13 protein-coding genes are annotated in these 18,119 nt (G+C 73.6%); 6 read left to right on the forward strand and 7 right to left on the reverse strand.

From position 1 onward, the window contains the following. Positions 1–2 precede the first annotated feature (2 nt). Positions 3–3,257 carry a formate dehydrogenase gene (gene fdh, locus AB0C35_RS27535; RefSeq protein ID WP_358461545.1) on the forward strand — a complete coding sequence of 1,085 codons (3,255 nt, stop codon included), beginning with the start codon at positions 3–5 and terminating at the stop codon, positions 3,255–3,257. On the opposite strand, the gene selD is transcribed toward fdh, so the two are convergent. From selD to selA, 3 genes are read right to left on the reverse strand one after another with little or no spacing between them, the layout of a single operon-like run. Continuing rightward, a complete protein-coding gene (gene selD / locus AB0C35_RS27540; RefSeq protein WP_358461548.1) occupies positions 3,254–4,282 on the reverse strand; it encodes a selenide, water dikinase SelD in 1,029 nt (342 codons plus the stop codon). The genes fdh and selD overlap by 4 nt on opposite strands. Next, positions 4,279–6,120 carry a SelB C-terminal domain-containing protein gene (locus AB0C35_RS27545; RefSeq protein WP_358461550.1) on the reverse strand — a complete coding sequence of 614 codons (1,842 nt, stop codon included), beginning with the start codon at positions 6,118–6,120 and terminating at the stop codon, positions 4,279–4,281. Before AB0C35_RS27545 ends, selD begins: the two co-directional genes overlap by 4 nt. Then, the gene (gene selA / locus AB0C35_RS27550) at positions 6,042–7,355 is read right to left on the reverse strand and encodes an L-seryl-tRNA(Sec) selenium transferase (RefSeq protein WP_358461553.1); all 1,314 of its coding nucleotides are present in this window, start codon (positions 7,353–7,355) and stop codon (positions 6,042–6,044) included. The genes AB0C35_RS27545 and selA overlap by 79 nt, the downstream gene beginning before the upstream one ends. A 92-nt stretch (positions 7,356–7,447) precedes the next feature. On the opposite strand from selA, the gene AB0C35_RS27555 reads away from it, so the two are divergent. The 3 genes from AB0C35_RS27555 (at position 7,448) to AB0C35_RS27565 (ending at position 10,182) form a co-directional block, all read left to right on the forward strand. Beyond that, entirely contained in the window at positions 7,448–7,966 is a 519-nt protein-coding gene (locus AB0C35_RS27555; protein WP_358461556.1) for a MarR family transcriptional regulator, read from the forward strand. After that, the gene (locus tag AB0C35_RS27560) at positions 7,963–8,802 is read left to right on the forward strand and encodes an EamA family transporter (RefSeq protein WP_358461559.1); all 840 of its coding nucleotides are present in this window, start codon (positions 7,963–7,965) and stop codon (positions 8,800–8,802) included. Before AB0C35_RS27555 ends, AB0C35_RS27560 begins: the two co-directional genes overlap by 4 nt. Before the next feature lie 102 nt (positions 8,803–8,904). Beyond that, positions 8,905–10,182 (forward strand): helix-turn-helix domain-containing protein, encoded by a 1,278-nt coding sequence (locus AB0C35_RS27565; RefSeq protein WP_358461562.1) that lies wholly within the window; start codon positions 8,905–8,907, stop codon positions 10,180–10,182. 25 nt (positions 10,183–10,207) lie between these two features. Here AB0C35_RS27565 and AB0C35_RS27570 read toward each other — a convergent pair whose 3' ends face one another. The 3 genes from AB0C35_RS27570 to AB0C35_RS27580 form a co-directional block, all read right to left on the reverse strand. Beyond that, on the reverse strand, positions 10,208–11,977 hold the full coding sequence (locus AB0C35_RS27570; protein WP_358461565.1) for a fatty acyl-AMP ligase: 1,770 nt from the start codon (positions 11,975–11,977) through the stop codon (positions 10,208–10,210). A 43-nt stretch (positions 11,978–12,020) separates the two neighbouring features. Beyond that, on the reverse strand, positions 12,021–13,025 hold the full coding sequence (locus tag AB0C35_RS27575; RefSeq protein ID WP_358461568.1) for an acyl-CoA desaturase: 1,005 nt from the start codon (positions 13,023–13,025) through the stop codon (positions 12,021–12,023). Positions 13,026–13,115: 90 nt separating this feature from the next. Then, positions 13,116–14,408: a lipase family protein gene (locus tag AB0C35_RS27580; RefSeq protein WP_358461571.1), complete on the reverse strand. Its 1,293-nt coding sequence runs from the start codon at positions 14,406–14,408 to the stop codon at positions 13,116–13,118. Positions 14,409–14,564: 156 nt separating this feature from the next. Here AB0C35_RS27580 and AB0C35_RS27585 point away from each other — a divergent pair, with 156 nt between their 5' ends. After that, a complete protein-coding gene (locus AB0C35_RS27585) occupies positions 14,565–15,737 on the forward strand; it encodes an MFS transporter (protein ID WP_358461574.1) in 1,173 nt (390 codons plus the stop codon). Between the two features lie 23 nt (positions 15,738–15,760). Here AB0C35_RS27585 and AB0C35_RS27590 read toward each other — a convergent pair whose 3' ends face one another. Then, a complete protein-coding gene (locus AB0C35_RS27590; protein WP_358461576.1) occupies positions 15,761–16,483 on the reverse strand; it encodes a hypothetical protein in 723 nt (240 codons plus the stop codon). Between the two features lie 188 nt (positions 16,484–16,671). Here AB0C35_RS27590 and AB0C35_RS27595 point away from each other — a divergent pair, with 188 nt between their 5' ends. After that, complete coding sequence (locus AB0C35_RS27595) at positions 16,672–18,111, forward strand: hypothetical protein (RefSeq protein WP_358461579.1); 1,440 nt, start codon at positions 16,672–16,674, stop codon at positions 18,109–18,111. The last annotated feature ends 8 nt before the right edge of the window (positions 18,112–18,119 follow it).

Here is an 18,119-nt window from a genome sequence, read left to right on the forward strand (position 1 = left end):
ACGTGGGCGTTCGCAACTGGATCGGGTCATGGCCCGTCTACCGCCAGTTCACCGGCGACGATCCGCTGGGCCGCGGGGCGGCCGCCAGGAGCGCGGCCACCGAACGGCTCACGGCGAGGGTGAGCACCGCCGACAAGGTCGTGAAATCCGTCTGCCCGTACTGCGCGGTCGGCTGCGGGCAGGACGTGTACGTCCAGGACGGCAAGGTCACCCAGATCGAGGGCGACCCGGATTCACCGGTCAGCCGGGGGCGGCTGTGCCCGAAGGGCTCCGCGACCCTCCAGCTGACCACCGGGTCGGCCCGCGAACACCAGGTCCTGTACCGGCGCCCGCACGGCACCGGCTGGGAGCGGCTCGACCTCGGCACGGCGATGGACATGATCGCCGACCGGGTGATCGAGGCGCGCCGGCGGGGCTGGCAGTGGGAGAGCGAGGACGGGCTGCGGGTGCGGCGGACGCTGGGCATCGCGAGCCTCGGCGGCGCCACGCTCGACAACGAGGAGAACTACCTGATCAAGAAGCTGTTCACCGCGCTCGGCGCGGTACAGATCGAGAATCAGGCGCGTATTTGACACTCCTCCACCGTTCCCAGTCTGGGAACCTCGTTCGGACGCGGCGGCGCGACCACCTTCCAGCAGGATCTGCAGAACGCGGACTGCATCGTCATCCAGGGCTCGAACATGGCCGAGTGCCATCCGGTCGGGTTCCAGTGGGTGATGGAGGCGAAGGCGCGCGGCGCCAAGCTGATCCACGTCGACCCGCGGTACACGCGGACGAGCGCGCTCGCGGACGCGCACGTCGCGCTGCGCGCGGGCAGTGACATCGCGTTCCTCGGCGGGATCGTCAACTACGTCCTGCAGAACGAGAAGTACTTCCGCGACTACGTCGTCGCCTACACCAACGCGTCGGTGATCCTGACGGAGGAGTTCCGCGACACCGAGGATCTGGACGGCGTGTTCTCGGGTCTGGACCCGCGGACGCGCAACTACGACCACTCGACGTGGCAGTACGAGGGCATGAACGTCCAGTCCGCCGCCGGGCAGCGGGACATGCAGTACGAGGCCCGCCTCCGGTCGGTGTCGGAGGCGGGACGCGGCGAGGCGCACGGGTCGGGCGGCGCGGCGATCGGCGTGGGCCATCCGGAGCGCGACCCGACGCTGGAGCACCCGAGGTGCGTTCTCCAGGTGCTCAAGCGGCACTTCTCGCGGTACACGCCGGAGATGGTCGAGCGGATCTGCGGCGTCCCGCGCGACCAGTTCCTCAAGGTGTGCGAGATGGTCGCCGACAACTCCGGCCGCCACCGGACGACCGCGTTCGCCTACGCGGTCGGGTGGACGCAGCACACGGTCGGCGTCCAGTACATCCGGACGGCGGCGATCCTGCAGAGCCTGCTCGGCAACATCGGGCGTCCCGGCGGCGGCATCCTGGCGCTGCGCGGGCACGCGTCCATCCAGGGCTCGACGGACATCCCGACGCTGTTCAACCTGCTGCCCGGGTACATCCCGATGCCGCACGCGCACACCAACCTGGATCTGGAGTCGTTCGTCCAAGGCGAGTCGGCGCGCAAGGGCTTCTGGGGCAACATGCGCGCCTACATGGTCAGCCTGCTGAAGTCGTACTGGGGCGACGCGGCGACGGAGGACAACGAGTACTGCTTCGACTATCTGCCGCGCCTGACCGGGTCGCACAGCACGTACGAGACGGCGATGGCGCAGATCGACGGTGTGTGCAAGGGCTACTTCCTGATGGGCGAGAACCCGGCCGTCGGCTCGGCGAACGCCAAGATCCAGCGGCTCGGGATGGCGAACCTGGACTGGCTCGTCGTCCGCGACTTCTCGCAGATCGAGTCCGCGACCTGGTGGAAGGACGGCCCGGAGATCGAGACCGGCGAGATGCGCACCGAGGACATCGGCACCGAGGTGTTCTTCCTGCCCGCCGCGACGCACACCGAGAAGGACGGCAGCTTCACCAACACGCAGCGGATGCTGCAGTGGCACCACCAGGCCGTCGAGCCCGCCGGGGACGCGCGCAGCGACCTGTGGTTCATGTACCACCTGGGCCGGATCATCCGGGAGAAGCTCGCCGGCTCGTCCGACGAGATGGACCGTCCCGTGCTCGACCTCACGTGGGACTACCCGACGCACGGCGACCTGGACGAGCCGGACGCCGAGGCGGTGCTCGCGGAGATCAACGGCTACGACGGCGACGGGAACCCGCTGTCGTCGTACACGCAGCTCAAGGACGACGGGTCCACCTCGTGCGGCTGCTGGATCTACTGCGGCTGCTACGCGGACGGCGTCAACCAGACCGCGCGCCGCAAGCCGGGCCGGGACCAGGACTGGGTCGCGCCCGAGTGGGGGTGGGCGTGGCCGATGAACCGGCGCATCATCTACAACCGGGCGTCCGCCGACCCGGAGGGCAACCCGTGGAGCGAACGCAAGGCGCTCGTGTGGTGGGACGCCGAGCAGGGAAAGTGGACGGGTCACGACGTGCCCGACTTCGTCGCCGACCGCCCGCCGGACTACAGGCCGCCCAGTGACGCGACCGGCCCGGACGCGCTCGCCGGCACCGACCCGTTCATCATGCAGGCGGACGGCAAGGCGTGGCTGTACGTCCCGGCCGGGCTGATCGACGGGCCGCTCCCGGCGCACTACGAGCCGCAGGAGTCGCCGTTCACGAACCCGCTGTACAAGCAGCAGCGCAACCCCGTCCGGCATCTGCTGCCGCCGCATCCCGACAACCGGTCGGCGCCGAGCGGCGACGCGCCGGGCGCGGACGTGTACCCGTTCGTGGCGACGACGTACCGGCTCACCGAGCACCACACGGCGGGCGGGATGTCGCGGTGGCAGCCGTACCTGGCCGAGCTTCAGCCGGAGTTCTTCTGCGAGGTGTCGCCGGAGCTGGCGGCGAAGCGGGGCCTGGAGCACGGCGGCTGGGCGACGATCGTCAGCCCGCGCGCCGTCGTGGAGGCGCGGGTCATGGTGACCGGGCGGATGCAGCCCCTCACCGTGGACGGGCGGACCCTGCACCAGGTCGGACTGCCCTACCACTGGGGCCCGAACGGCTACAGCACGGGCGACGCGGCGAACGAGCTGCTGCATCTCGTCCTCGACCCGAACACGCACATCCAGGAGGCGAAGGCGCTGTCGTGCGACATCCGCCCGGGGCGCCGCCCGCGCGGCCCCGCCGCGGCGGCGCTGGTCCGCGAGTACCGGGCCCGCGCCGGCATCACCGGCGACACCGGAACCGAGGTCTAGCGGACGATCAGCGGGTGTTCGGCGGCGGGGATCAGTTCGCCGATGACGGGGGCGCCGGGGATCTCGCCGGCGATGAGGAGGCCGCCGGACGTCTGGGCGTCGGCGAGGAGCAGCCGCTCCACTTCGCCGATCGAGCCGAAGCCGGTGTGCGGGGCGACCCAGTCGAGGTTGCGGCGGGTGCCTCCGCTGACGTACCCGGCGCGGGCGGATTCGCGGGCGCCGTCCAGGTAGGGGACGGCGGCGGCGTCGACCACGGCGGTGACGCCGGACGCGCGGGCCATCTTGTAGAGGTGGCCGAGGAGCCCGAAGCCGGTCACGTCGGTGGCGCAGACGGCCCCGGCGTCCAGTGCGGCGGCGGACGCGGCCGCGTTCAGCTCGACCATGGCGGCGACGGCGTGCTCGAAGACCTCGCCGGTCGCCTTGTGCCGGTTGTTGAGAATTCCGGTGCCGAGCGGCTTGGTGAGGGTGAGCGGCACGCCGGGCTTGCCGGCGTCGTTGCGCAGGAGGCGGGCCGGGTCGGCGACCCCGGTGACGGCCATGCCGTACTTGGGTTCCGGGTCGTCCACGCTGTGGCCGCCGCCGACGTGGCAGCCCGCCCGGGACGCGACGTCCAGGCCGCCGCGCAGCACCTCCCGCGCCGCCTCGAACGGCAGGACGCCGCGGGGCCAGGCGAGCAGGTTCACCGCGACGAGGGGACGGCCGCCGACCGCGTAGACGTCCGACAGCGCGTTCGCGGCGGCGATCCTGCCCCAGTCGTACGGGTCGTCGACGACGGGGGTGAAGAAGTCGGCGGTGGCGACGGCGGCCAGGCCGTCCGGGGAGCCGGGGACGCGGACGACCGCCGCGTCGTCTCCGGTGTCGAGGCCGACGAGCAGCTCCCCGATGGGGGAATCGGGGGCCGCGTTCAGGCCCGCGACGACGTCTTCCAGCTCGCCGGGCGGGATCTTGCAGGCGCAGCCTCCGCCGTGCGCGTACTCGGTCAGCCTCTTGGCCGTCTCACGCCGGGTCGTCTCGGTGTGGGTCATGTCGTCCTTCCCGTGCAGCGCCGCCGGAGGTCGTCCACACGGACGGTGTACCCCGCCTCGTCCAGGTGCTCCAGCAGCGGGACGGCGACGCGGCGGGTGGTGCCGAGCGCGCGGCGCGCCTCGCTCAGCGTGAACGGGCCGCCGAGTTCCGCGAGCAGCGCGGCGGCGCGGGCGTCGTCGCCGGGCAGCAGGACGATCCCGCCGCCGAGTCTGAGGAGGGCGCCGGCCGCCTCGGCGGCGGCGAGCGTCTTCGGGGTGAGGCCGAGTTCGGCGAGGCGGTTCGCGTCGGGTGCCCGGAACGGCGCCTCGGCCAGCTCGCGGCGGACGGCGTCGACCGCCGCCCGGACGGCCGGCGGCAGCTCGGGCGCGGTCGTCCGGCCGTAGATGCGGCCGCCGCGCTGCCGCAGCCCGGCCGCGAGCGCGTCCAGGAGCGCGCGGTCGGGCAGGCCGAGGGCGCGGCGGGCGGCGTCGGCGGGCAGCCCCGGGTCGGACGGGTTGGCGGCGGCGTGCTCCTCGACGGCCGTGACGAGACGCCCGCGCAGTTCGTCCCAGTGGCCGGGGTCGGCGAGCCAGTCACCGGCGACGGGTTCGCGGGGGACGGGGACGCCCATCGCGATCAGGTCCGTCCGCCGGATCAGGCGGCGGCGGCGCAGTTCGGCGGCGCCGTCCGGGCGTCCGGTCAGCGAGGCCAGTTCCCGTGCCCGGGCCGCCGCCGCGCCCCGCCCGGTGAACGGCTCGGGGCGGACGTCCAGCACGGTGACGCCGGCGGGGACGCGATGGCGCCCGGGGTCGCGCAGCAGCGCGACGTCGCCGACCCGCAGCGGCAGCGGGCGCCGCAGCGAGACCCGCGCGGTGTCGTCTCCGAGCGGACGGACGTGCACCGGCACCGCCGCCGACCCCACGTGCAGGATCAGCTCGCGCGGCAGGTCCCCCGCCGGGTCGCCGCGCAGCCGCACGTCGATGACGTCGGTGGTAAGCCAGCGTTCCGGCGTGAGCAGGGCGTCGCCCCGGCCGATCTCCCCCGGGCCGCCGTGCAGGTTGACGGCGACGCGGGCGACGGCGCTCACCGTGTCCCGGTCCTCCTTGAGGCTCTGCAGCCCGCGCACGCGGACGAGCCCGCCGCCGGCGGCGAGCCGGTCGCCGACGCGGATCGTCCCGGCACCGAGGGTTCCGGTCACGACGGTGCCCCGGCCGCGGATGGTGAAGGCCCGGTCGACCCAGAGCCGGACATCGGCCTCGGCGTCGGGGGGCGGCAGCGACCCGGCGAGCCGCCGCAGCGCGTCCCGCAGCCCGTCCATGCCCTCGCCCGTGGCGCCGCTGACCGTGACCGCCTCGACCTTGCCGAGCGAGGTCGCCGCGATGCGGGCGAGCGCGTCGTCGCGCACCCGGTTCGCCGCCGCCTCGCCGGTGAGGTCCCGGCGCGTCACGACGAGGAGGCCGTGCCGGACGCCGAGCGCGTCCAGGACCGCCAGGTGCTCCTCCGACTGCCGCTGCCAGCCCTGATCCGCCGCGACGACGAACATGACGGCCGGGACGGGCCCCACCCCCGCCAGCATCGTCGCGACGAGGCGTTCATGGCCGGGGACGTCCACGAACGCGAGCGGCCCGCCGCCGGGCAGGGTCGTCCAGGCGAAGCCCAGGTCGATGGTCAGGCCGCGCCGCCGCTCCTCCTCCAGCCGGTCGGGCTCCATTCCGGTGAGGGCGCGGACGAGCGTGGACTTGCCGTGATCCACGTGACCCGCGGTGGCGACGACGTGCATCACCGCGCCGCCGCCCGCACCGCCCCGGCGAGTTCGCCGTCCTGACCGGGCGGCACCGAGCGCAGGTCGAGCAGGCATCGTCCGTCCTCCACGCGTCCCATCACCGCCGGTGTCCCCCGCCGCAGCCGCGCCGCGCACCCGCCGGGCACCGACACCGCCGCGCTCGGCAGGACGACGCCGGGCGCGCCGCCGCCCCCGACCGCCGCCTCGCTCTCGACGGCCATCGCGTCCACCCCCTCGTCCCGCAGTCGTGCGGCGAGCCGCCCGGCCCGCTCCCGCAGCGCCGCCGCGTCCGCGTGCAGGGCCTCGTCCGTCGGGGTGCGCGGGCCGCGGAGGGTGGCCTCCAGCGCGGCGAGCGTCAGCTTGCCGACCCGCAGCGCCCGCGCCAGCGGATGGCGGGCCAGCCGCCGCACCAGGTCGTCCCGGCCGAGGACGAGCCCGCACTGCGGCCCGCCGAGCAGCTTGTCGCCACTGGCGGTGACCAGGTGCGCGCCCGCCTTGAGCATGGAGGCCGCGTCGGGTTCGTCCGGCAGGAGCGGCTCGGGCGCGAGCAGGCCGGAGCCGATGTCGGCGACGACCGGCACCCCGAGCCCGGTCAGCTCGGCGACGTCCGCGCCCCGCGTGAAGCCCGTCATGCGGAAGTTCGACGGGTGCACCTTCAGGATGAAGCCCGTCTCCTCGCCGACCGCCGCCGCGTAGTCGTCCGGCGCGGTCCGGTTGGTCGTCCCGACCTCCCGCAGCCGCGCACCCGTGGCCGCGAGCAGCTCGGGGATGCGGAACCCGTCGCCGATCTCCACCATCTCGCCGCGGCTGATCACGATCTCCCGGTCCCCCGCGAGCGCGGTCGCGGCGAGCACGAGCGCCGCCGCGCCGTTGTTGACCACGTGCGCCGCCTCCGCCTGCGGCACCCGCTCCACCAGCGCCGCCAGCACGGACCGGCCCCGCCGGGCACGCCGGCCGGTCTCCAGGTCCAGTTCCACGTCCGTCGCCCGCGACGCCGCGGCGACCGCCTCCCGCGCGGCGTCCGACAGCGGCGCCCGCCCCAGGTTGGTGTGCAGCAGGACGCCGGTCGCGTTGATCACGGGACGCAGCCCGGACGCGGTCGCCGGCAACGCCTCCACCGCCGCGTCGGCCACCGCGTCCGGCGCGATCTCCCCCGCCCTCGCCCGCCGCTGGGCCGCGACGACGGCGGCCTTCACCACCCCGCGGCCGAGGCGTCCCGCCGCCTGCGCGAGCCGCGGATCGCGGAGCAGCACGTCCGTCCGCGCGATCCGCCGCCGCCCGTCCCCGGCGGGCACCGTTTCATGATCCATCGCCCGACCTCCGCTGCGCCGGTACCCGTGGCACGGCGCGCAAAACGACCCGCCGCTCGCCTGCCCGCCGCGCATTGTGTTATGCATGAGTCATGCATGAAAGGCTCGCGAACCTGCTGGGCGCCGCCTCGCTGGCGGTGACCGACCTCGTCGTGGCCGCGGCCACCGGGGCCGGGCGGGTGAGCGCGAGCGGGGCGGCGGCGCTGGTCGTCCTGTCGGAGGCGCCGGACCTCGGCGTCACCGAGCTGGGGCGGCGCGTCGGGCTCACCCAGTCGGCCGCCGCGCGGATGGTGGACGGCCTGCAGGCGGCCGGCCTGGCCGAGCGCCGCCGGCGGGAGGGGCGCGCCGTCCTCGTGCGGCTGACTCCGGCAGGTGAGGGGGCGGTGCGGGAGATGCTGGCCGCGCGCGGTGCGCCGCTGGCCGAGGTGCTCACCGTCCTGGACGAGGACGAGCGCGAGACGTTCACCGCACTCCTGGCCAAGCTCCTGGCCCGCCTGTACGAGGAGATCGGCGACGCGGAGGTGATGTGCCGCCTGTGCGACCGCCGGTGCTGCACCGCCGGCGCGGTGTGCCCGGTCGGCCAGGCCGAGCGTGACGCGGGGGACGTGTGACGGGGATATCGCTCGCACTGGCGTCGGCCCTCCTCTACGGCGTCGCCGACGTCTGGGGCGGCCTGCTGTCGCGGCGGGCGGACTTCCGCGCCGTCGCGCTGCTCGGCCAGGCCGGCGGGCTCGTGTGCGCGGTGGTCGCCGCGCTCTTCGTCCCCGCGACCGGGTTGCACGCGGCCGACCTCGGGTGGGGCGCGGCGTCGGGCGTCGGTACGGGCCTCGCGATGGTCTTCCTGTACCGGGGCATCGCCCAGGGGAACCTGAGCGTGGTCGTCCCGGTCAGCGCCGTCGGCGGGGTGGCGCTGCCGGTGGTCGCCGGAGTCGTGTTCCTCGGCGACCGTCCGTCGGCGACCGCGTGGGCCGGGATCGCCGTGGTGCTGCCCGCGCTGTGGCTGGTCTCCCGGTCCCGTTCGGACGAGCACGGCAGGGTGCGCGCGGCGATCCTGAACGGGCTCGTCGCCAGCTGCGGGATAGGGATCCAGTACCTGGCGCTCGCCCAGGCCGGAGACGAGGCGGGGCTCTGGCCGGTGGCGGCGGGCAGGGTCGCGGCCGTCCTCGCGATCGCGCCGATGACGTGGCCAGTGGAGCGCCGCCTCCCATCCGGGGCGATCTGGTTCTGGTCGGCGCTGAACGGCGGTCTCGCGGCCGCCGCGCTGGTGTTCTACCTGCTGGCCACCCGGGAGCAGCTGGTCGTCATCGCGGTCGTGCTCTCGTCCCTGTATCCGGTGGTGCCCGTACTGCTCGGCGTCACCGCGCTGCGAGAACGGCTGTCGGCGGCGCAGTCGGCGGGATTGGCGGGCGCCGCGGCGGCGGTCGTGCTGCTCGCCCTGGCGCCGTAGCCGTTGCGGGGGTGGTGGGCGGGTTTATCACCCAAGTGAGTGTCGTGGGGGGCTGGATGTGCTTAGCCTGGCGGCCCGGGTGTTCGCTCTGGAGGTGACGCTTTGACCGAGCTGCATGTAAGAGCCTCCGAGGAGACGTTGTCGGCCCAGCCGTGGAGGGACGTCCCCCGGGAAGAGGCGCAGTGGATGCGGCCGCACCTCCCGGCGTTGGTCGACTCCATGGTCGAGGGGGTCCTGCGGCACGTTCCCGAGTACGCCCGGCCGGACGATCCCGTCTACACCGAGGTCATGCGGGTCGCGGCGGAGCAGGGCATGGGGCACTTCGTCCAGATGATCGCCGACCCGGACGCGTCCTGGCAGGAGGTGCACCAGGTCTTCTTCGACATCGGGTACGGAGAGGCGGTCGAGGGACGCTCGCTGGAGCATCTGCAGAACGCGCTGCGAATCGCGTCCCGGACGGCCTGGCGGTACCTGTCGCGGGAGGCCGAGCGGCTGAAGAAGCCGCGCGAGCTGGCGATCTCGCTGGCCGAGGTGAACTTCGCGTACCTGGACCAGCTGGCGTCCGCCGCCGCGCAGGGCTACGCGCGGGCGCGGGAGAAGGCGGCGGGCGAGCGGGAGCAGCGGCGCGGCAGGCTGCTGAGCCTGCTGCTGTCCGACCCGCCCGCGCCGAAGGACATCGTCGCCGAGCAGGCGAACCTGGCCGGATGGGCGCTGCCGGAGCGGCTGGCGGTGATCGTGCTGATCCCGCGTCCCGGCAGCGGCGGGGAAGGGCCGGCGGGGCTGCCGCCGGGGCTGCTGAGCGGGCTCGACCGCGGACGGCCGTGCCTGGTGATGCCGGACCCGGACCGCCCGGGCGGACCCGACCGGCTCACCGCGACCCTCGGCGGGTGGACGGGCGCGGTCGGGCCGTCGGTTCCGGCGCACCAGGCGGGCGTCTCCCTGCACTGGGCGCACCGGACGCTCGACCTGATGGCCGCCGGGCGGCTCGGGCCCGCACCGGGCGCGGGTCCCCGCGCGAACGGCGGCGGCCGGCGGCCCGGCGTCCTCGTCCACGCGGACCGGCACATGCCGGACCTGCTGCTGCAGGAGGGCTGGACGCTCGCCGAGGCGGCGGCGCGGCGCAGGCTGGCGCCGCTCACCGAACTCGGCCCGCACCGCGGCGGCCGGCTCGCGGTCACGATGCTGGAATGCCTCAGGCACGGCTTCAACGCGACCGACGCCGCCGAGGCGCTGAGCGTGCACCCGCAGACGGTCCGGTACCGGCTCGCGCAGCTTCACGAGATCTTCGACTACGACATCGAGGACCCCGCGCTGCGGCTGGAGCTGATGCTGCTGCTCCCCGTCTGGCTGCGGGACGCCGGCGAGGAGGAGCAGGCGTAGCTCCTCATTCGCCGGGCGTGGTTCCTCATTCGCTCCTGGCGGGCACCTCCGTGATCGGCAGGGTCGCGCCGAGGTAGGCGAGCCGGCAGGCGGACCGCGCGATCTTCCCGCTGCTGGTGCGCAGCAGGCCGCCGGGCTCGATCAGCACGAAGTCGTGGACGCGCAGGTCGTGCTGCTGCTTCACCGCCGTCCGCACCGCCTGCGCCACCTCGCCCGGGTCGAGCAGCGCGATCGGCACCCGCCGGTTCCGCTCGGCGATCACGACGAGGCCCTCGGTCTCGCCGGTCTCGGTGGACACGTCGACGGACACGGCGCAGGTGTACTCGCGGCGGATCGCCTTGTGCGCGCCCGAGACGGTGAACTCGATGTCCTGCGGGTAGTGGTTGCGGCCGTCGACGATGACCAGGTCCTTGATCCGGCCGGTGACGAACAGCTCGCCCCGGTGCAGAACGCCGAGGTCGCCGGTGCGCAGCCACGGGCCGGCCGGCAGCTCGCCCGGATCGTTGAGCGTCGCTTCGAAGGTCTCCTTGGTCGCCTCGGGGCGTCCCCAGTAGCCGGCGGCGACGTTCGGGCCGTGCACCCAGATCTCGCCGACCTCGCCGTCCGCGAGCCGGTTCCCGGTCTCGGAGTCGACGATGACGACGTGCTGGCCGTAGGACGTCCCGCAGGCGATCAGCTGGATCGCGCCGGGCGCGTCGGCGGCGCACGGCTCGGCGACGCCGCGGCGGAGCCGCTCGTGGTCGAACGCCCGGCGCGTCGGCTCCCGGAAACGCGACGAGGCCGACACGTAGACGGTCGCCTCGGCCAGGCCGTAGGCGCACACCTGCGCCTCGGGCTTCAGCCCGCAGTCCTTGAACGCCTCGTAGAACCCGCTGAGCGTGCTCTCCCGGATCGGCTCGGCTCCGTTCATGAAGACCTGCACGCCGCTGAGGTCGAGGCCCTCCTTCTCCTCCTCGGTGACCTGCGCGGTGAGGTACTCGTAGGCGAAGTTCGGGCCGCCGGTGAACGCGTGGGTCTGCGCGCTGAGCAGCTCCAGCCACCGGACGGGACGCATGATGAACGCGACCGGGTCCATGATCACGCCCGGGTTCCCGTACACGAGCGGCAGCGCGACGGTCGTGACCAGGCCCATGTCGTGGAACACCGGCAGCCAGTTCACGCCGGACGACTCCCGCGGGATGCCCTCGAACGTCCGCCACAGCTGCTCGGCGTTCGTCGCGAAGTTCCCGTGCGTGATGATCACGCCGGCGGGGGTGCGGGTCGAGCCGGAGGTGTACTGCAGGTAGGCGACGTCGTCCGGGTCCACCGGCTCGGGCGTCCAGTCCAGCGACCCGTCCACCTGGTCCGCGACGATGATCTCGGCGGGCTCGGGGACGGAGTTGTCGGCGAGGAACGCCCTGACGTGCGGCAGCGACGCGCTCGTGGTGATCACGACGTCGGGTTCGGCGTCCTGGTAGACGGCGAGGAGCCGGTCACCGTGGCCGGGCAGGTCCGGCGAGAACAGCGGCACGCCGATGACGCGGGCGTACATCGCGCCGAGGAACCCGGTGACGTAGTGGAGGTCCTGCGGGGCGAGCAGCGCCACCCGCCGTCCCGGCTCGGTGGCGCGGCGGATCGCGGCGGCGATGGAGCGGGCGCGCCCGTCCAGTTCGCCCCAGGTGACGTCGAGGGCGACGCCGTCCGGGTCCGTCATGTAGTCCATGAACGTGTAGGCCCGGTCGTCGGGGAAGTCCTTGGCGAACCGGAGCAGCCGCTCGATGAGGGGCGTGCGGTCGAGGGCGGGCAGTTCGGTCATGCTTCGTTGCTCCTGTACGGAAGGCGGGTCAGGAGAAGGCGGGTCAGGAGGAGATGACGTCCGCGGCGGCGTCCGGGGCGGCGCCGCCGCGGAAGTCGCGGCTCCGGGGGACGCGGCGGGCGGCGAGGCGCTCGTGGTCGGGCCAGCGGACGTCCCAGACCCAGCCGAGCCGCTCGAAGATCCAGATGACGCGGGCGCTGATGTCGATCTGCCCCTTGAGGACGCCGTGCCGGGCGCACGTCGGGTCCGCGTGGTGCAGGTTGTGCCAGGACTCGCCGAACGACGGGATCGCCAGCCACCACACGTTGCGGGCCTTGTCGCGGGTCTTGAAGTCCTCCCTGCCGAACACGTGGCAGATCGAGTTGATCGAGAACGTGACGTGCTCGCCCGCGAACACCCGCATCAGGCCGCCCCAGAAGAGCGCGGTGAGGGCGCCGTGCCAGGAGAGGGTGAGCAGCGCGCCGAGACCCATCGGGACGAGGAACGTGGAGAGGACGATCACGGCGTAGACCGGGTCGAGGGAAAGGAACCGGATGTCCTTGTCCCTGAGCAGGTCCGGCGCGTACTTGCTGCGGGACGTCCTGTCCTTGCTGAACAGCCAGCCCATGTGCGCGTGGTACAGCCCCTTGGTGAGGCCCCACACGCCCGGCCCGTACGCCCACGGCGAGTGCGGGTCGCCCTCCTGGTCGGAGTACTTGTGGTGGCGGCGGTGGTCGGCGACCCACCGGACGACCGATCCCTGCATCGCCTGCCCGCCCAGGATGGCGAACGCGATCCGCAGCCACCGCTTCGCCTTGAAGCCGCCGTGCGTGAAGTGCCGGTGGTAGCCGACCGTGATCCCGATGGCGTTGAGCGGATAGAGGAAGGCGAAGATGGCCACGTCCGTCCAGCCGAGTCCCCAGCCCCAGAGGAAGGGGACGGCCGCCAGCAGCCCGATGATCGGCGCGACCACGAACACCACGACCGCGATGCGCTCGGGCAGCGGGACGGTCCCGGAGATGTCGGGCTGCGGGTTTCGGCTGCCAACGTCGGCGACGCCCGCTGTCATGTTCGGCTCCTTAGATGATTCGGGTTGCGGGGCCCGCCACGGGATCCGGGCCGCCGGTCGTCCCGGCGGCCCGGCCCGCGGGCGGGGGGATCAGCAGTTGCCCTCGGCGGGCTTGCCCTCGAACCGGTCACCGAGGAAGTTCGTCACGTCCCCGGCCGCGCCCCAGTCGGTGGTCAGGTGCTCGGTCGGATAGTTGTTCTTCCATGTCGTGTTGATGCCGGCGTCGCAGTAGCGCCGCCGCGTGGCGTCCTCGGTCTCGTGCGGGATGATCTCCTCGAACCAGCCGCGGTACTGGAACACCGGGAAGCCGATCTTGTACGCGGCGTCCGAGGACGGGGTGCCGATGCCGACGCCGAGCCTCTGCCGGTCGACGAGCTCGCCCCACGTCACTCCGCCGGGGCCCTTGAGCGCGTAGATCTGCTCCAGCGTCAGCCCGTCGGCGGAGAAGTTCTCGACCTTCGCGCCGAGGAACACCGCGAGCGTCCCGAACAGGCAGTGGGACTTCACGTCCTGGATGGCCTTCTCGCCCGTGTCGTTCATCAGCTCGGTGAACGGCATCTCCGGGTAGGCGGCGTGCAGGCCGACGAGCGCGTCGGCGAGGAAGCCCGCGAACAGGCTGCCGTTCAGCTGCTTCGCGGTCACCTTCAGGTCGCCGGGCACGCCGCCCGCCGCCGCGCCGACCACGTTCAGCTCAGGGGCGTAGGACGCGGCGAGCTGCGCGCCCCACAGCGCGGCGGCGCCGCCCTCGGAGTAGCCGGAGATGCCGACGTCGCCGTCCGCCCCGAGCGTCCCGCCCGGGATCCGGCGGGACGTCCGGACGGCGTCCAGCAGCGCGTGCCCGGCGTTGGCGCCCACCATGTAGGTGTGGACCTGCCCGTTCAGGTAGCCGACGCCGTCGGTCGCGGCGACCGCGTAGCCGGCGTGCAGGAACAGCTGCAGGTTCCCGCCCTCGTACATGTCGACGTACTGTCCGGCGAGCTGCCTGGAGAACGCGCATTGGAGGCCGGAGCCGAGCGTCCCGGGGTTGAAGGCCACGGTCGGGCGGGAGCCGTCCCCCGTCCAGGGGGCGTCGGGGATCGCGACCGTCCCCGTCACCACGTTCCTGGCGCCCTTGGCGTCCGTCGAGACGTACCGGACCTTCCACGCCTTCATCGGGACGTCGCCCGGGATGTTCGTCAGCTTCACCGGCCGGCAGGCGAGCAGGTCACCGGGGTTCCCCGGCACCGCGGCGGGCGGCGCCGCGTAGATCTCGGCGTCGGTGGCGTCACAGCCCGGCGGTGCGGCCGCGTCCCGGGGTGCGGCGACCGCCTGCGGCGCGGCCACCGCGGGCACGGCGAGCGCCGCGCTCAGCACCGCGGTGGTGAAAAGGCTACGAAGACGCATTCTCGCTCCGGGGGGGTGGGCCGGGGATCCGAACGCTGACGACTGTGTCCCACCGGCCCTGACTCGCGGAATGAAGTCTCGTCACATGCTCGGACGGGGTTATTAGCAACGAACTCAATAACCGCGCGGTCCGGCCGGTCTCCTAACGTCGTCGGCATGAGCGAGTCATCTCAGCGCGCGAGGGACGTCCGCGATCCCCGCCCGCCCCTGGTCGGACGGCACCTGGCACTGGTGTTCGCGGCCACCTTCACGAGCCTGGCGGGCGTCTTCCTGCTGCTGTCGGTCGTCCCGATGTACGCGGTGTCCGGCGGGGCGGGCCGCGCCGGCGCGGGCGTCGCGACGGGCTCGCTGATGCTGACGACGGTGCTCGCCGAACTCGCCCTCCCCCGCCTGCTCATCCGGTTCGGGTACGTGCCGGTGCTCGCGGCCGGCCTGCTGCTGCTCGGCCTCCCGCCGCTCGCGCTGATCGCCTCGTCCGACATGACGACGATCATCGTGGTGAGCCTGGTGCGCGGCGTCGGCTTCGGAGTCGCCGTGGTGGTCCCGAACGCGCTGGTGGCCGCGCTCGCCCCGGCGGCGCGCCGGGGCGAGGCGCTCGGCCTGTTCGGCCTCACCGCCGGGCTGCCGACGATGCTCGCGCTGCCGCTCGGGGTGTGGCTCGCCGGGGAGGTCGGCTACCCGCCCGTGTTCATCGCGGCCTCGGTCGTCTCACTCGCGGCCCTGGCCGCGCTGCCCGGCCTGCCGCGCCACCTCGCGTCCACGTCCGAGCGGCGGACCTTCGGCATCGTCGCGGGGCTGCGGTCGCCGGGGCTGGTGCGCCCGGCGGTCGCGTTCGCCACGACCGCGATGGCGGCGGGCGTCCTGATCACATTCCTGCCGGAGGCGGTCCCGGCCGGGGGCGTCGCGGCGGCGGCGCTGTTCGTCCAGCCGGCCGCCACGACGCTCACCCGCTGGCAGGCCGGACGCGCCGGGGACCGGCACGGCGCCGCGCGCCTGCTGGCGCCCGCCGTCACTCTGTCGGCGGCGGGGATCGCGCTGCTGGTCCTCGTGCCGCACCCGGCCGCCGTGTTCGCCTCGATGGTCCTGTTCGGGGCCGGGTTCGGGGTGACGCAGAACGCGAGCCTGGCGCTGATGTACGAGCGGGCGCCCGCCTCCGGCTACGGGACGGTCAGCGCCCTGTGGAACATCGGCTACGACGGCGGCATGGGCGTCGGCGGCGTCGCGTTCGGCGTCGCCGCCGCCCACACCGGCTACCCGGCCGCCTTCGCCGCGACCGCCGCTGTGATCTTCCTCACCGTCCCGCTGGCCTTCCGGCGCCGCGCCCCGTGATGACGGTCTCGCGTCCCGGCGCCCTAACCCTGCGCGGGGCGCGGGGGCTCGCCCGACCGGGTCGGGCGGGTCGGGCGGCTCGTGTCCGTGTGGCGCGGGACGCCGTCCGGTGAGCGCGATGCGGTCTCGGCCGCGCGGGCGGGCTCGGCGCGCCGGCCGGGGCCCGCGTCGGCGTCGATGTCGGCGTCGATGTCGGCGTCGGCGGGCAGGAGGCCGGACGTCTCCAGGTAGTGGCGGCCGCGGGGAGTGAGGTCCCACGCGTTCTGGCGCCACTCCTTGCGGCGCCACACGACGCCCGCCGACAGCAGCTTGCGCCCCACGCGGCTGATCTCGGTCTCATCGGTGCCGAGTTCGGCGGCGAGCTGCTGGTTGGACAGCCCCTGGCGGCGGAACACGGCGAGCATGAAGCGGGCGGCGTGGCCGTCGGGCTGCAGCGCGAGCTGGAGGCCGGACGGGAGCCGCTTCAGCGCCCAGTGGACGACGTCGATCAGCCCGAGGATGCGGCCGCGCTGCTCGCGCTGCGCGCCGTCCAGGGCGTTGACGTCGAGATAGTGGCGGTGCAGCCACTGCAGGCCGTCCTGGCATTCGACCAGGGCCGGCTCGTCGGCGCTCAGCGACGCGTCGGTGATGAGCATGCCGAGCGCGCTGAAGTGGCCGTCGCTGATGATCTTGGCGTGTTCCATGGAGTCGATGAGGCGCCGGACCTCCGTCCGGCGGTCACGGGCGGAGTCGGTCATTGCGCTCATGGTCACACTCCCGGGTCGACGGCACCGCCGGACATATCCAGAGTGCGTCTTTGCCAAGTGAATGTCAAGTGACACGGATCCGGGTTCTGTAGCGGAGGACACTGAATGCGGCGCGCGGGAGAGTTAGCATCGATCCACCACCCGTAACCGTGCGTGTCAATCCCCCGGGGGCGCTTATGACGGATCAGTTGGCTGCAGCCGCGTATCCGGCCGAACCAGCTGATCTCTTCGTCCAGCTCTACGACTCGATGCCGGACGACGCCTTCGACAGCTGGACGGCCACGCGCTGGTACGCCGAGGAGCGGGTGCGGCGCAAGGCGGGCGAGATCGCCGACGGCGTGCTGGAGCACGGGTTCCTCGATCCCGCGGAGACCGCGCGGATCGTCGCCCTGCGCGGCGACCTCGGGCGGTTCACGATCCTGCTCGGGCTCGACACCGCGCTCGCCCACGCGAGCCCGTACGCGCCGTACCACGACGCCCCCGCGCTGGCCGGGGTCCTGGTCAACTACCTGACCGAGGGGAAGCTGAACGGCCCCGGGACGACGGGCGCGCTGCTGCCCAGGTGCGCGTTCCCCGGCCGGCCGCGCGGGATGCGGACCAAGGCGGAGTTCTTCGGCGTCCACCGCGTCACCCAGGAAGAGTGGGAGCGCATCGACCACACCGTGCTGCCCGCGGTGAACGACCCGCACTTCAGCCGGGACGAGCCGGTCACGATCGGCTGCGCGCCGGTCCTGGAGACGTTCGACGACGTGGACATCGAGTTCGAGGAGCGCAACGGGATGTCCGTCTACCGGCTGCGCCCGATGGACTCCTCCGGGATCCGCAGCCGCATCAAGGCGATCGTCCGGCGGCTCGACGAGTCCGGCGCGCAGCTCGCCGTGATGCCGGAGGCGTCGCTGTCGGACGCGCTGCTGGAGCACTGGAAGGAGGTCGCGTTCGACACCGCCGGGCGCGACCGGGGCCGCCGCCCGCTGCGGTTCCTGCTGCTCGGCAGCGGCCCGCTCGGCGGCGAGGACCCGCCGCCGAACCGCGCCGTCCTCCTCGACCGCTGGACGGGCCAGGAGCTCCTCGTCCAGGACAAGCTGTCGGGCTTCACCCTCGACTCGGGGCAGATGAGGCTGTGGCGGCTGCCGGACGCGCCGCCGGGCGGCACGGCCGTGGAGTACGTGCGGCCCGGCACGAGGATCGGCGTGCTCGACTCCTCCCTCGGCCGGCTCGCGGTGCTGATCTGCGAGGACCTCGGCCGGTCGATCGGCTGGGAACGCGAGCTGCAGGCGTGCGGGGTGTCGCATCTGCTCGTCCCGATCTTCTCCAAGCCGATCCTGGAGCACCGCTGGGAGGACCAGGGCGCCGAGCGGCAGGTCGTGAACCTCGGGAGCTGGGTGACGGTGTCCAACAGCCTCGCGGTCGGCGCCGCCATCCCGGACGAGGACCTGCCCGGCGCCCGCTACACCTGCCTCGTCGCCGGGCCGAAGAGCCTGGACCGCGCCGCCTACGTGACCGAGCGGCAGTTCGGCGTCGCGCGCACGGGCGCCGAACTCGGCCGGCTGCCCACGTCCGAGTTGCCCCGCGTGTTCCCCGGCGCCGCCTACGACGCCTGGCATCCCCACTGGCAGGACGCGAAGTAGGCCGGCAC

Origin of the sequence: Spirillospora sp. NPDC048819, from assembly GCF_040650055.1 — a bacterium.
In the GTDB taxonomy this organism is placed as follows: domain Bacteria; phylum Actinomycetota; class Actinomycetes; order Streptosporangiales; family Streptosporangiaceae; genus Spirillospora.

What these genes read in the sequence shown, in the direction of transcription:
- selD (WP_358461548.1), bottom strand. Translation starts at nt 4,282, where the DNA reads ATGACCCACACCGAGACGACCCGGCGTGAGACGGCCAAGAGGCTGACC.
- AB0C35_RS27545 (WP_358461550.1), bottom strand. Translation starts at nt 6,120, where the DNA reads ATGCCTGCTCGACCTGCGCTCGGTGCCGCCCGGTCAGGACGGCGAACT.
- selA (WP_358461553.1), bottom strand. Translation starts at nt 7,355, where the DNA reads ATGGATCATGAAACGGTGCCCGCCGGGGACGGGCGGCGGCGGATCGCG.
- AB0C35_RS27555 (WP_358461556.1), top strand. Translation starts at nt 7,448, where the DNA reads ATGCATGAAAGGCTCGCGAACCTGCTGGGCGCCGCCTCGCTGGCGGTG.
- AB0C35_RS27570 (WP_358461565.1), bottom strand. Translation starts at nt 11,977, where the DNA reads ATGACCGAACTGCCCGCCCTCGACCGCACGCCCCTCATCGAGCGGCTG.
- AB0C35_RS27575 (WP_358461568.1), bottom strand. Translation starts at nt 13,025, where the DNA reads ATGACAGCGGGCGTCGCCGACGTTGGCAGCCGAAACCCGCAGCCCGAC.
- AB0C35_RS27580 (WP_358461571.1), bottom strand. Translation starts at nt 14,408, where the DNA reads ATGCGTCTTCGTAGCCTTTTCACCACCGCGGTGCTGAGCGCGGCGCTC.
- AB0C35_RS27585 (WP_358461574.1), top strand. Translation starts at nt 14,565, where the DNA reads ATGAGCGAGTCATCTCAGCGCGCGAGGGACGTCCGCGATCCCCGCCCG.
- AB0C35_RS27590 (WP_358461576.1), bottom strand. Translation starts at nt 16,483, where the DNA reads ATGAGCGCAATGACCGACTCCGCCCGTGACCGCCGGACGGAGGTCCGG.